Here is a 13,174-nt window from a genome sequence, read left to right as displayed (position 1 = left end):
ACCGGCTGACGGGCCAGCGGTCGGTCTCAGTACAGCTCCGCCGCGTACGGCGGTTCCGCTCCCGCGCGGGACACGGTGATGGCGGCCATGCGCGCCGCGAAGCCCAGGATCTGGGACCAGTTGTCCGCGCCGAGTCCGGCGATGGCGTCCGCGGTCAGCGCCTCCCGCGCGCCGAGCGCGTGCAGCAGGGCCGCGTTGACCGTGTCGCCCGCGCCGATGGTGTCCACCACGTCGACCCGCTCGCCCGGCACCGCGTACTCCCCGCCGTCCCGCGTGAACACGGTCAGGCCCTCGCCGCCACGCGTGACCACCACCGCGCCGGGGCCGGAGGCGAGCCACTCGCGGGGCGTGCCGCCGAGCCAACTCGCGTCGTCCTCCGAGAGCTTGAGCAGCGAGACTGACGGCAGCCAGCTCTTGAACCGGGCCCGGTAGGCGTCCGCGTCCGGGATCAGACCCGCCCGGATGTTGGGGTCGAGCGTCGTGCAGACGCCTTGCGCCGACGCGCGCCGCATCAGCTCCTCGTACGCGCTCGCGCCCGGTTCTAGGACGAGCGAGCAGGTGCCGAACGAGATGGCGCGTACGTCGTCGGGCAGCCTCTCCGGGGCCGTGAAGAGCCGGTCCGCCGTGCCCTCCACGTAGAAGGAGTAACCGGCGGAGCCGTCCGCGCCGATCGAGGCGACCGCGAGCGTCGTCGGCTCGGGGCCCCGCTGGACGTACGACACGTCGACGTCAGCGGCCCGCAGCCCGTCGATCAGCGCGTCGCCGAACGCGTCCGTCGAGACACGGGACCAGAAGGCGACCGGGGTGCGCAGGCGGCCGAGGGCCACCGCGGTGTTGTACGGGCCGCCGCCGAGCCGCGGGGCGAGGGCCGGGAGTCCGGTGCCGCCACCGGTGCTTTCGGCACCGGCGGCATCCAGCGGGACGAGGTCGATCAGGGCCTCTCCGGCGACGACTATCACGGGTGGTTCCTCTCGGCTCTGCGCTCGCTGCCTGCGGTGGTGGCTCTGCCGGGCCGCTGCTGTGGTCGTGCTCCCCGGCTTTCGGCACAGGCTAGGGCTTTCCCGCGGGTCCGGCCCGACACGGGCGGCACTCGGGCACGGCCGCGCCCAACGCGGGCACGCGACCCCCCACCGGTATGGTCTGATCCGTCACCGAAGCGCCTGACCTGTGGAGATTCCATGCCCGGCACGACGCCCCCCGCCCGCCGTACCGTGCTGCGCGCGGCAGCCATCGTCCCGGCCGCCGGTCTGGGGATCACGGCCTGCTCGTCCGGCGGCGACGGCGGCGGATCCAACCGTTCGGCGCCGACCGCGCCGACGGACCTCGGTGCGGCGGACGAGGTGAAGGTGGGCGCGTCGAAGCTCTACAAGGACGAGAACGTGGTCGTGAGCCGTATCTCGGACGACCAGTACAAGGCGTTCAGCACGATCTGCACGCACGCCAAGTGCCCCATCAACAAGCTGGAGGGGCACAAGCTGATCTGCCCCTGTCACGGCAGCCAGTTCGACGCCACGAACGGCAAGGTGCTGCACGACCCGGCCGTTACGCCGCTCGCCGAACTGCCGGTGAAGGTGGAGGACGGGAAGATCGTCGCGGGCTGAGCGGCGCGAGCACTCACTCCCAGTCCCACGCGATCCCCAGGATCCCCGCCCGCACCTGCGGCTCCACCAGGTGCACCGAACGGTGGCTGCCGCTCAGCGTCAGCTCCTGGCGCCCGCCGCGCGGTGCGGCGGCCGAATGCTGGGCGAAGCGGTGGCAGCGTACGGGCAGGGCGCTTTCGTCGAAGCGCACCTGGAGCGCGTACTGCCCGCCCGCGAAGGTGAATCCCCGGAAGTACTCGGTGGCAGCCCCGGCCGTGCCGTCCTCGAAGCCGTAGCGGAACAGATGCGTGTCGCCCGCGCGCAGGCGTGCGTCGAAGAGCAGTTCGGCGACGAGTACCCCCGTCTCGTGGTGCCACCGCACGCGTCCGGTGCGGCAGTTCTCCAGGGCGTGGACCCTGATGCGTTCCGGTACGCAGCCGGGGTCGCCGTGGTAGATCGCGAGGTAGCGGTCCACGGCGTCCCGGTGGGCGCGCACGACGTGCTGCGAATCGCGGCCGAGCAGCTCGCGGCGCCCGCCGATCCGTACCCGCTCGTGGTGGCCGACGGTGTGCAGACCGCCGTCGAGCGGTGATCCGAGTTCGGTGATCAGCTCCTGGAGTACGTCGGACGCGTCGAGCAGCGAGCGGTAGGAGCGGGCGGCGGGGCGTTCGCAGTCGGGGTGGTCGGACGGCTTGGCGAGGAGCCGGATCAGCGACTCCTCCGGCAGATCGAGGATCTCCTCCAGGGCGCGCACGGCGCGGAGCGACTCCGTGCGCTGGGGGCGCCGCGCGCCCTGCTGCCAGTAACTCAGGCTGGTCACTCCGACGTGGACGCCCTGCCGCGCGAGATGATGCCGTACGCGTTGCAGGGGAAGGCGCCGTGCGGCGATCGCGGCCCGCAGCGCCACGTGGAAAGGGCCGGTGCGCAGGGCGGTCTCCAGGTCCGCAGGCGCCCGGTCCGCAGGCTGTGTGCCGTGCCGCATCGTGCCGTGCCCCATCGCAAGGCCCTTCTGTGAACATTCACATCGGCCGTCCGGGCATACGCGCCGGTCGGAGCGGGCCACCAGGTGGGCGTACGAGGGGTGTTCACATCCGTACGCCGCCGTTCACGGCCCAAGTAATCCCGCATTGAACCTTGTTGACCTGCACCCGACAACACTTGATGCTCAATCGCAGCGTCCGGACGCGCTCCTCCGCCACTCCACCCCCCGCTCGGGAGGAACGCGATGCGCCACAGAAGCAGCAGGTACAGCAGACGCAGACGCCTGTCCGCGCTCACCCTCGTCGTGGCGGCCCTGGTGGCCGCACCGGCGGCCACGGCCACGGCCGTCCCCGACAGCTCCCCGTCCGCTTCCGTACGAGGCCTGGATGCGGACGCCGCTTCCATACGAGGCACGGAAGCGGACGCCCCCTCCCTCCTCGCCGCCAAGCGCCTGAACATCACGATGCAGGCCCAGCAGAAGACCAACTGGTGCTGGGCCGCGGCCGGAAACACGATCGCCACCTTCTACGGCAGGAACTACAGCCAGAACCAGTTCTGTAACGCCGCCTTCGGGCGCAGCCAGAGCTCGGAGTGCCCCAACTCGCAGGCCACGCTCGGTGACGTGCAGAACGGCCTGGACTGGGCGGGCATCAACCCCGGCTCGTACGTCAGCGGCTGGCTGCGCTATCCGACCGTGCAGGCCGAGATCAACGCGGGCCGCCCGGTCGAGACACGCATCCAGTGGTCGAACGGCGGCGGCCACATGCATGTCCTCTACGGGTACGACGACGCCAGCAGCTGGGTCTACTGGGGCGACCCCTGGCCCTCCAGCGACCGCTACAACTGGGCCTCGCACAGCTGGTACGTCAACAACAACACCTTCTCCTGGACCCACTCGCTGTACCGGATCGGGGCGTGAGCGCGATGACCCGTCACTTCTCCCGACCCCTGTCCCTCCCTCTTCCCCGCCCTCTGCTGAGGGCCGCGCTCGCCGGCTCGGCGGCCACCCTGCTGCTCGGGCTCGCGGCGCCGCACGCGGACGCGGACTCCGGGTCCGGTCCTTCGGCCGCCTCCCGGGACGCGGCCCACGACGCAGCGAGTGCTCCCGGGACTCTCGACACGCTCGCCCGCTTCTTCGCGCGGGAGGGCGCCGTCAGCAAGGCTGCCGCCGACCCGCGCGTACGGGGCGAAGCGGTGCCCGTGCGCTATCTCTCCCCGGACTTCGTCGCCGGCAAGAAGGGCGCCCCCGTCGCCCGCGTGGAGTTCCTCGCCAGCAAGGCTGTCTCCTCCGACGGGCAGGAAGCCTCCCTGTGGACGGTGAAGCAGGGCGGCTCCTGGGAGGTCGTGAACATCGCCACCGGGGACGACGAGACGCACTACGCGCGCGTGGGCGCCGACAAGCTCCCCGGAGGCACCGTCTTCCACGAGCCGCAGATCAACGCCTGGTACGTGCAGGGGCGGGGCCGCGTGCTTCCGCTGGACGCGGACGCGGTGCGTGCAGTGGGCCGGAGCGGCGTCACGGTGGCCGCCTATCAGCGGCGTGTGCATGACGCGTACGCGGACAAGCTGCCGGGCTCGGCGTACGCGGAGTCCGGCAAGGCGGGGGGCTTCGCCCCGAAGGAGCGGAACGGGGGGTCCCCGGCGGCTCCGGCTCCGGCCCCGGCTTCTGCTTCTGCTGCTTCTGCTGACGGTCCCGTCACGGTGGCCTCCTCCGTGGCCGGAGCGGGGGCGCTGCTTGCCCTCGGCCTCTCCGGGGTCGCCGTCCTGCGGCGGCGCGCCCGGCAGCGGGGCTGAACCCTTTCCCGGCCTCCGGCCGGGGTTCCCCACCCACCCGCCCTTTCAGGGCGGGTGGGCCTTTGGGTCGTAGGGGCGGGAAGGCGGCCGGGGGAGGGCGGGCGGTTGGGCGGGCAGGGGGCGGCGGCCCAGGGCGGGCGGTAGGGCGGGGCGGGGGCAGCGGTTCAGGGCGGGCGGTAGGGCAGGGGCAGTGGCTCAGGGCAGGCCATCGGGCAGGGGCCGGCGGTCCAGGGCGGGCGGCAGGGCGGGGCAGGGGCAGCGGTCCGGGGCGGGCGGTAGGGCAGGGGCCGGCGGCCCAGGGCGGGCGGTATGGCAGGGGCAGCGGCCCCGGGCAGGTGGTAGGGCGGGGCAGGGGCAGGGGCAGGGGCAGCGGTCCGGGGCAGGCGGTAGGGCAGGGGGCGGCGGTCCAGGGCGGGCGGTAGGGCGGGCAAAGGCCAGTCTGGGGCAGGTGAAGGGTGGGCGCCGATGCGGTCGAGGGGAGGTGCCGGGGTGGGCGAGGGGGGATCGAGGGGCGGTCGGGAGCCGGTCGGGGGACCAGCCCCCTCACGCCCCTGACTGTCAGCCCCCGCCAGTAGGGTGTGGAGCATGGCAGACCCCTCCAGCTACCGCCCCAAGCCGGGACAGATCCCCGACTCGCCGGGGGTCTATCGGTTCCGCGACGAGCACCGCCGGGTGATCTACGTGGGCAAGGCGAAGAGCCTGCGCCAGCGCCTGGCGAGCTACTTCCAGGACATCACCAACCTGCACCCGCGTACGGCCACGATGGTCACGACGGCCGCCTCCGTCGAGTGGACGGTGGTCTCCACCGAGGTCGAGGCGCTGCAGCTCGAATACTCGTGGATCAAGGAGTTCGACCCCCGGTTCAACGTCAAGTACCGCGACGACAAGAGCTATCCGTACCTCGCGGTGACGATGAACGAAGAGTTCCCGCGCGTGCAGGTGATGCGCGGCCACAAGAAGAAGGGCGTCCGGTACTTCGGGCCGTACGGCCACGCGTGGGCGATCCGCGACACCGTGGACCTCCTTCTGCGCGTCTTTCCCGTTCGCACCTGCTCGGCAGGAGTGTTCAAGAACGCCGAGCGCACCGGCCGCCCCTGCCTCCTCGGCTACATCGGCAAGTGCGCCGCGCCCTGCGTGGGGCGGGTCACGCCCGAGGAGCACCGCGAACTCGCCGAGGACTTCTGCGACTTCATGGCGGGCCGCACGAACACGTACATCCGCCGTGTCGAGCGGCAGATGGCGGACGCCGCCGAGGACATGGAGTACGAGAAGGCGGCCCGCCTCCGCGACGACGTCGGAGCCCTCAAGAAGGCCATGGAGAAGAGCGCCGTCGTCCTCGCCGACGCCACGGACGCCGACCTCATCGCCCTCGCCGAGGACGAGCTCGAAGCGGCCGTCCAGATCTTCCACGTCCGCGGCGGCCGTGTGCGCGGTCAGCGCGGCTGGGTCACCGACAAGGTCGAGGCGGTCACCAGCGGTGACCTCGTCGAACACGCTCTCCAGCAGCTCTATGGAGAGGAGAGCGGTGACTCCGTGCCCAAGGAAGTGCTCGTCCCCGCGCTTCCCGACCCCGTGGAGCCCGTCCAGGAGTGGCTCACCGAGCGGCGCGGTTCGAACGTCTCGCTGCGCATCCCGCAGCGCGGCGACAAGAAGGCGCTCATGGAGACCGTGGCGCGCAACGCCCAGCAGTCGCTCGTGCTGCACAAGACCAAGCGCGCGTCCGACCTCACGACCCGCTCCCGCGCCCTGGAGGAGATCGCCGAAGCGCTCGAACTGGACAGCGCCCCGCTGCGCATCGAGTGCTACGACATCTCGCATCTCCAGGGCGACGACGTAGTGGCCTCCATGGTCGTGTTCGAGGACGGCCTCGCACGCAAGAGCGAATACCGCCGTTTCCAGATCAAGGGCTTCGAGGGCCAGGACGACGTCCGCTCCATGCACGAGGTCCTCACGCGCCGCTTCAAGCGCTACCTCTCCGACAAGCAGCAGACGGGGGAGTGGGACCCCGAAACGAACGGCGAAACGAACGGCGAAACGAACAGGGAATCGAACGGCGAAGTGCCCGCCGGGGCGAACGGCGAGTCGAACGGTGAGACGAACAGCCTCACCGAGGAGGACGGCCGCCCCAAGCGCTTCGCCTACCCGCCCCAGCTCGTCGTCGTGGACGGCGGCCAGCCGCAGGTCGCGGCGGCCCAGCGGGCCCTCGACGAGCTCGGCATCGACGACATCGCGGTCTGCGGCCTGGCCAAGCGCCTCGAAGAGGTCTGGGTGCCGGGCGACGACGACCCGGTGATCCTGCCGCGCACCAGCGAAGGCCTGTACCTTCTCCAGCGGGTACGCGACGAGGCGCACCGCTTCGCGATCACCTACCAGCGCACCAAGCGGGCCAAGCGTTTCAAGGCCGGACCGCTGGACGCCGTGCCGGGCCTGGGCGACGCGCGCAAGCAGACGCTGATCAAGCACTTCGGTTCGGTGAAGAGGCTGCGATCCGCGACAATCGACCAGATCTGCGAGGTTCCGGGCATAGGCCGCAAGACGGCCGAGTCGATCGTCGCGGCCCTGGCCGGAGCGGTTCCCGCCGGACCCGCCGTGAACACGGCGACCGGAGAGATCATTGAAGACGAGGAGCCCGCGGGTGCGGGAGCCTCGAGCGATGGCGAGGAGTCCGTGTCCACGGGCACCTCGGAAGAACGACGGGGGCAGGAGCCATGACCGAGCACGACGAAGGCGGCGAACAAGTGAGTACGGGCAGCACCATCACACCGGGTGAGGCCGCCGAGACGGCCATCCCCGAGCTGGTGATCATCTCCGGTATGTCGGGAGCGGGGCGCAGCACCGCGGCGAAGTGTCTGGAGGACCTCGGCTGGTTCGTCGTCGACAACCTGCCGCCCGCGCTGATCCCCACCATGGTGGAGCTCGGCGCGCGCTCGCAGGGCAACGTCGCCCGCATCGCGGTCGTCGTCGACGTCCGCGGCCGCCGCTTCTTCGACAATCTGCGCCAGTCCCTCGCGGACCTGGAGGCCAAGCACGTCACCCGGCGGATCGTTTTCCTGGAGTCCTCGGACGACGCCCTGGTGCGCCGCTTCGAGTCGGTCCGCCGCCCGCACCCGCTGCAGGGCGACGGCCGCATCGTGGACGGCATCGCGGCCGAGCGCGAGCTCCTGCGCGAGCTGCGCGGCGACGCCGACCTGGTGATCGACACCTCCAGCCTGAACGTGCACGAGCTGCGCGCCAAGATGGACGCCCAGTTCGCGGGCGACGAGGAGCCCGAGCTGCGGGCCACGGTCATGTCGTTCGGCTACAAGTACGGCCTGCCGGTCGACGCGGACCTCGTCGTGGACTGCCGCTTCCTGCCCAATCCGCACTGGGTGCCGGAGCTGCGTCCCTTCACGGGCCTCAACGAAGAAGTCTCCGGCTACGTCTTCAACCAGCCGGGCGCCAAGGAGTTCCTCGACCGGTACGCCGAGCTGCTCCAGCTCATCGCCGCGGGCTACCGCCGCGAGGGCAAGCGTTACGTGACGATCGCGGTCGGTTGTACGGGCGGCAAGCACCGCTCCGTCGCCATGTCGGAGAAGCTCGCGGCTCGCCTCGTGTCCGAGGGAGTGGAGACCGTCATCGTCCACCGGGACATGGGGCGAGAGTGAAGGCTTCCCTGCGGCTGAACCGTCTGGGCCGCAAGCGGGGCACCCAGCCCAAGGTCGTGGCGCTCGGCGGCGGAATGGGCCTGTCCGCCTCGCTCGCCGGACTGCGCCGCATCACCGGCGACCTCACCGCCGTGGTCACCGTCGCCGACGACGGCGGCTCCAGCGGGCGGCTCCGCGACGAGCTGGGCGTCCTGCCGCCCGGCGACCTGCGCAAGGCGCTCGCGGCCCTGTGCGGCGACGACGACTGGGGCCAGACGTGGGCCCGCGTCATCCAGCACCGCTTCCAGTCCAAGGGCGACCTGCACGAACACGCGGTCGGCAATCTGCTGATCGTCGCCCTGTGGGAGCAGCTCGGCGACCACGTCCAGGCGCTGGACCTGGTGGGCAAGCTGCTCGGCGCGCACGGGCGCGTGCTGCCCATGTCCGCGGTCCCGCTGGAGCTCCAGGCGCTGGTCAAGGGGCACGACCCGGAGCGCCCGGACGACGTGGACACCGTGCGCGGGCAGGCCACGGTGGCGCTCACGCCCGGTGAGGTCCAGTCCGTGCACGTGGTCCCGCACGACCCGCCGGCCGTCCCCGAGGCGGTCGCCGCCGTGCTCGACGCGGACTGGGTGGTGCTCGGCCCCGGCTCCTGGTTCTCCTCCGTGATCCCGCATCTCCTTGTCCCCGAACTGCTCGACGCGCTCGTCCAGACGAAGGCCCGCAAGGTGCTCTCGCTCAACCTCGCGCCGCAACCCGGTGAAACCGATGGGTTCTCTCCGCAGCGTCATTTGGAGGTTTTGGCCCGACACGCCCCTAAACTCGCCCTGGACGTGGTGCTGGCCGACGACGCCGCCGTGCCCGATCGTGAGTCACTGACCGATGCCGCCAAGCGGCTCGGCGCCACGGTCGAGCTGGCGCCGGTGGCCAGGCAAGACGGCACTCCGAGGCACGATCCGGAGCTCCTGGCCACCGCGTACGACCGTATTTTTCGGATGCATGGAAGGATCGGCCCATGGCGATGACGGCAGCGGTGAAGGACGAGATCTCCCGGCTTCCCGTCACCCGGACCTGCTGCAGAAAGGCGGAGGTCTCGGCGATCCTGCGGTTCGCGGGCGGCCTTCACCTGGTGAGCGGCCGCATCGTGATCGAGGCGGAGCTGGACACGGCGATGGCCGCACGGCGGCTGAAGCGGGACATCCTGGAGATCTTCGGGCACAGCTCGGAGCTGATCGTGATGGCCCCCGGCGGGCTGCGGCGCGGCTCGCGCTATGTCGTACGGGTCGTGGCGGGCGGCGATCAGCTGGCCCGGCAGACGGGGCTCGTCGACGGCCGCGGCCGTCCCATCAGGGGCCTGCCGCCACAGGTGGTCTCGGGGGCCACCTGTGACGCCGAGGCCGCCTGGCGCGGGGCGTTCCTGGCGCACGGCTCGCTGACCGAGCCGGGGCGCTCCTCGTCCCTCGAGGTGACCTGCCCGGGCCCGGAGGCGGCGCTCGCCCTGGTCGGCGCGGCGCGCAGGCTGCAGATCGCGGCCAAGGCCCGTGAGGTGCGCGGCGTGGACCGTGTCGTCGTCCGGGACGGTGACGCGATCGGCGCCCTGCTCACCCGGCTCGGCGCCCATGAGTCCGTGCTCGCCTGGGAGGAGCGGCGGATGCGCCGCGAGGTGCGCGCCACCGCCAACCGCCTGGCCAACTTCGACGACGCGAACCTGCGCCGCTCGGCCCGCGCGGCCGTCGCCGCCGGCGCCCGCGTGCAGCGCGCCCTGGAGATCCTCGCCGACGAGGTCCCCGAGCACCTGGCGGCGGCCGGACGGCTGCGCATGGAGCACAAGCAGGCCTCCCTGGAGGAGCTGGGCGCGCTCGCCGAGCCGGCGCTCACGAAGGACGCGGTCGCGGGCCGTATCCGCCGGCTGCTCGCCATGGCGGACAAGCGGGCGCAGGACCTGGGAATTCCGGGCACGGAGTCCAATCTGAGCGACGAACTCGCCGACAACATGGCGGTCTGACCGCCGTCGTACGTCACGCAAGCCGCCGGGGCCGCAGAGGCTCCGGCGGCTTCTTTGCGTCCCTTTTCACGTCGCCCTTCACACCATATTGACATGATCATGAAGTGTCACGAGCCTGGCGTTCGCGCACAAATGCGCCGGACAACCGCAAGGGGGGCTCATGAGACGCAGAGCGAGATCCAGGAGATCCAGAGCCGGTTTCAGATCGGTCGTCGCCGCGGGCGCGTTACTCGTCGGCGGACTCGTCGCCGTACCGCACGCGCAGGCCGACAGCGGGGAGAAGGCCCCGGCCGCCGATGATCCGGCGGCCGTGAAGGTCTACCAGGCCGAGGTCACCAAAAAGCAGATCCCGATCCTGGTCCAGGCGGGCCAGGACGCCCACGAACTCGCGGGGCAGGCCCCCGAGCGCGGGACCGCCCGCGTCGAGGTCTATCTGACGAAGGCGCAGGCCAAGGGCGTCGAGCGCGAGGGCGTCGAACTCACCGAGCAGAAGGTCTCCGCCGCCACGCAGCAGAAGCTCAAGGCCGCGGGGGACGGTGTCTTCAGGCCGTACAGCGGCAAGGGGGGCCTCAAGGAGGAGATAGTCAAGACCGGTCAGGCCCACCCGGGCCTCACCAAGGTCGTCTCCATCGGCAAGACCCTCAAGGGCCAGGACATCCTCGCCCTGAAGCTCTCCAAGAACGCGAGCAAGTCCAAGGACGGCTCCAAGCCGTCCACGCTCTACATGTCGAACCAGCACGCGCGCGAGTGGATCACCCCCGAGATGACCCGCCGCCTGATGCACCACTACCTCGACAACTACGGCAAGGACCAGCGCATCACCAAGCTCGTGAACTCCACCGAGCTGTGGTTCGTGCTCTCCGCCAACCCCGACGGCTACGACTTCACGCACGCCGCCGACGGCGAGCGCCAGTGGCGCAAGAACCTTCGCGACATCGACGGCGACGGCAAGATCGCGGCGGGCGACGGCGTCGACCTCAACCGCAACTTCGCCTACAAGTGGGGCTACGACAACGAGGGCTCGTCCCCGGAGGCCTCCTCGGAGACCTACCGCGGCACCGGCCCCATGTCCGAGCCCGAGACCAAGGCGCTCGACCGCTTCCAGAAGCGCATCGGCTTCACGTACGGGATCAACTACCACTCGGCGGCCGAACTGCTCCTCTACGGAATCGGCTGGCAGGTCGCCACGCCGAGCCCGGACGACATCCTCTACAAGGCGCTGAACGGCACCCCCGAGAAGCCCGCCGTCCCCGGCTATCACCCGCAGGTCTCCTCGGAGCTCTACACCACCAACGGCGAGGCGGACGGCCACGCGGGCAACGTCAACGGCATATCGATGTTCACGCCGGAGATGTCCACCTGCCAGACGGCCTCGAACGTCGACCCGAACGACGCCTGGAAGCCCGAGGACTGCGCCTCCATCTTCACCTTCCCGGACGACGAGAAGCTGATCCAGCAGGAATTCGCGAAGAACGTCCCGTTCGCGCTCGCCGTCGCCGAGACAGCGCTCCACCCCGACCAGCCGGTCTCCGTCACCGGCATCGAGGCCCCCGACTTCACGCCGGACTCCTTCACGCAGTCGTACGCACGCGGAGGGGACCAGGAAGTCGCCGTCACCGCCCGCAAGTCGGTGCGCGACAAGGAGCTCAACTACCGCATCAACGGCGGCCGTACGCACGATGAGGACGTCAAGGCCTGGAAGGGCGGCGAGACGTACGGCGGTGAGGACAACCTCCACTTCGACCAGTACCGCGCCGAGGTCGAGGACGCGCGTGTCGGCGACAAGGTCGAGGTGTGGTTCACCGGCCGCAACAAGAAGGGGCGCACCGAGAGCCCGCACTTCACCTACACCGTCACCGAGCGGGCCAAGGCGAACACCCTCGTCGTCGCCGAAGAGGGAGCACCCGCGACCCAGGCCCAGAAGTACGTCGACGCCCTCAAGGCCAACGGGCGTTCGGCCGTGGTCTGGGACGTCGCCAAGCAGGGCGTCCCGCACCCGCTCGGCGTCCTGTCCCACTTCTCCGCGGTCGTGCACTACACCGGCGACCCGGTGCCCGGCGCACCCACCCAGCTCGCCCTGCGCGCCTACCTCAACGAGGGCGGCAAGCTGATCGAGTCCGGCGAGCGCACCGGCGGCAACGTCGACCTCGGCGAGGCGCTCTCCGACGACTTCGCGCAGTACTACCTGGGCGCGTACGAACGTCTGTCCGCGCCCGGCGCCACCAGCTTCGAGGGCAGCGGCGCGCTCGACGGCGTCAAGACGCCGCTGGCGGCGGCCGAGGGCAACCCTCTGGACAAGGCGGGCCGTTACACCGTCACGTCCGACACCCTGCCCGCGGACGAGTTCCCGCAGTTCAAGAGCGCGGCGGCAGGCAGCTACCCCGGCATCACCAATCCGTACGCGCCCTTCGCCGGCCAGGGCATGGCATCGGCGACCCACGCCGACCAGGACTGGAAGCGCCTGACCCGCACCATCGACCTGACCGGCGTCACGGCCGCGGACCAGCCGCAACTGCGGTTCGCGCTCAACTGGAACCTCGAGACCGGCTACGACCACGGCGTCCTGGAGGCACACACCACCGGCGCCGACGACTGGACCACGCTGCCGGACAACAACGGGAACTCGTCCAGCGCCGTGCCCGCCGAGTGCGGAGCCGGGTTCTTCATCAACGGCCACCCGTTCCTGCGGCACTACCTGACGCAGTCGGCGACCGGCTGCACGGCGTCGGGCACCAGCGGCGCCTGGAACAGCTTCACCGGATCCTCCGGCGGCTGGAAGCCCGTCGCCTTCGACCTGAGCCCCTACGCGGGCAAGACGATCGAGGTGTCCCTCAGCGCCATCACCGACCCCTCCAGCGGGGGCCGCGGATTGTTTGCCGACAACGCGCAGCTCGTGATAGGGGGCAACGCCACGGAGACCGAGGGATTCGAGACCTCGCTCGGCACCTGGGCGGTCGCTCCGGCGCCCCCCGGAAGCCCCAACATCACGGGTGACTGGGCCCGTACAGGGGAGCTCTACAAGCCCTATGCGGCCGTCACAGCGCGTGACAGCGTGCTGCTCGGCTTCGGGTTCGAGCATGTGCCCGGAAGTGCCGAACGGGCCGCTCTTATGGGCGCCTCCCTTGCACATCTGCGCCGCTGACGCTGCGTAATCAAGAGCCTGTTCGCGGTGGCTCGTACTTCCTACTCGG

10 protein-coding genes are annotated in these 13,174 nt (G+C 70.9%); 8 read left to right on the top strand and 2 right to left on the bottom strand.

Annotated features, from left to right (window positions below; translation table 11 throughout):
- Positions 1 to 26: 26 nt before the first annotated feature.
- A complete protein-coding gene (locus ABZ906_RS14030) occupies positions 27 to 959 on the bottom strand; it encodes a carbohydrate kinase (RefSeq protein ID WP_361381747.1) in 933 nt (310 codons plus the stop codon).
- 219 nt (positions 960 to 1,178) lie between these two features.
- Here ABZ906_RS14030 and ABZ906_RS14025 point away from each other — a divergent pair, with 219 nt between their 5' ends.
- Positions 1,179 to 1,601: a Rieske (2Fe-2S) protein gene (locus ABZ906_RS14025; protein WP_361188400.1), complete on the top strand. Its 423-nt coding sequence runs from the start codon at positions 1,179 to 1,181 to the stop codon at positions 1,599 to 1,601.
- A 13-nt stretch (positions 1,602 to 1,614) separates the two neighbouring features.
- On the opposite strand, the gene ABZ906_RS14020 is transcribed toward ABZ906_RS14025, so the two are convergent.
- Positions 1,615 to 2,562: a hypothetical protein gene (locus ABZ906_RS14020; protein WP_361383143.1), complete on the bottom strand. Its 948-nt coding sequence runs from the start codon at positions 2,560 to 2,562 to the stop codon at positions 1,615 to 1,617.
- A 243-nt stretch (positions 2,563 to 2,805) separates the two neighbouring features.
- On the opposite strand from ABZ906_RS14020, the gene ABZ906_RS14015 reads away from it, so the two are divergent.
- The 7 genes from ABZ906_RS14015 to ABZ906_RS13985 all read left to right on the top strand — a co-directional run bounded on the left by ABZ906_RS14015 (position 2,806) and on the right by ABZ906_RS13985 (position 13,125).
- Positions 2,806 to 3,480 (top strand): papain-like cysteine protease family protein, encoded by a 675-nt coding sequence (locus ABZ906_RS14015; RefSeq protein WP_361381744.1) that lies wholly within the window; start codon positions 2,806 to 2,808, stop codon positions 3,478 to 3,480.
- Between the two features lie 5 nt (positions 3,481 to 3,485).
- Positions 3,486 to 4,355 carry a hypothetical protein gene (locus ABZ906_RS14010; RefSeq protein ID WP_361383140.1) on the top strand — a complete coding sequence of 290 codons (870 nt, stop codon included), beginning with the start codon at positions 3,486 to 3,488 and terminating at the stop codon, positions 4,353 to 4,355.
- 585 nt (positions 4,356 to 4,940) lie between these two features.
- Positions 4,941 to 7,067 (top strand): excinuclease ABC subunit UvrC, encoded by a 2,127-nt coding sequence (gene uvrC, locus ABZ906_RS14005; protein WP_361381741.1) that lies wholly within the window; start codon positions 4,941 to 4,943, stop codon positions 7,065 to 7,067.
- A complete protein-coding gene (rapZ, locus tag ABZ906_RS14000) occupies positions 7,064 to 7,999 on the top strand; it encodes an RNase adapter RapZ (RefSeq protein WP_190083250.1) in 936 nt (311 codons plus the stop codon). The genes uvrC and rapZ overlap by 4 nt, the downstream gene beginning before the upstream one ends.
- Positions 7,996 to 9,003 carry a uridine diphosphate-N-acetylglucosamine-binding protein YvcK gene (gene yvcK, locus ABZ906_RS13995; protein ID WP_361188394.1) on the top strand — a complete coding sequence of 336 codons (1,008 nt, stop codon included), beginning with the start codon at positions 7,996 to 7,998 and terminating at the stop codon, positions 9,001 to 9,003. Before rapZ ends, yvcK begins: the two co-directional genes overlap by 4 nt.
- Positions 8,994 to 9,983: a DNA-binding protein WhiA gene (gene whiA / locus ABZ906_RS13990; protein ID WP_361188391.1), complete on the top strand. Its 990-nt coding sequence runs from the start codon at positions 8,994 to 8,996 to the stop codon at positions 9,981 to 9,983. The genes yvcK and whiA overlap by 10 nt, the downstream gene beginning before the upstream one ends.
- Positions 9,984 to 10,143: 160 nt before the next feature.
- The gene (locus ABZ906_RS13985) at positions 10,144 to 13,125 is read left to right on the top strand and encodes a M14 family zinc carboxypeptidase (RefSeq protein WP_361381738.1); all 2,982 of its coding nucleotides are present in this window, start codon (positions 10,144 to 10,146) and stop codon (positions 13,123 to 13,125) included.
- The last annotated feature ends 49 nt before the right edge of the window (positions 13,126 to 13,174 follow it).

Source organism: Streptomyces sp. NPDC046925 (genome assembly GCF_040644915.1).
Lineage (GTDB): Bacteria > Actinomycetota > Actinomycetes > Streptomycetales > Streptomycetaceae > Streptomyces.
The sequence above is the reverse complement of the archived record's forward strand: the minus strand, read 5'-3'. Positions and strand labels throughout refer to the sequence as shown.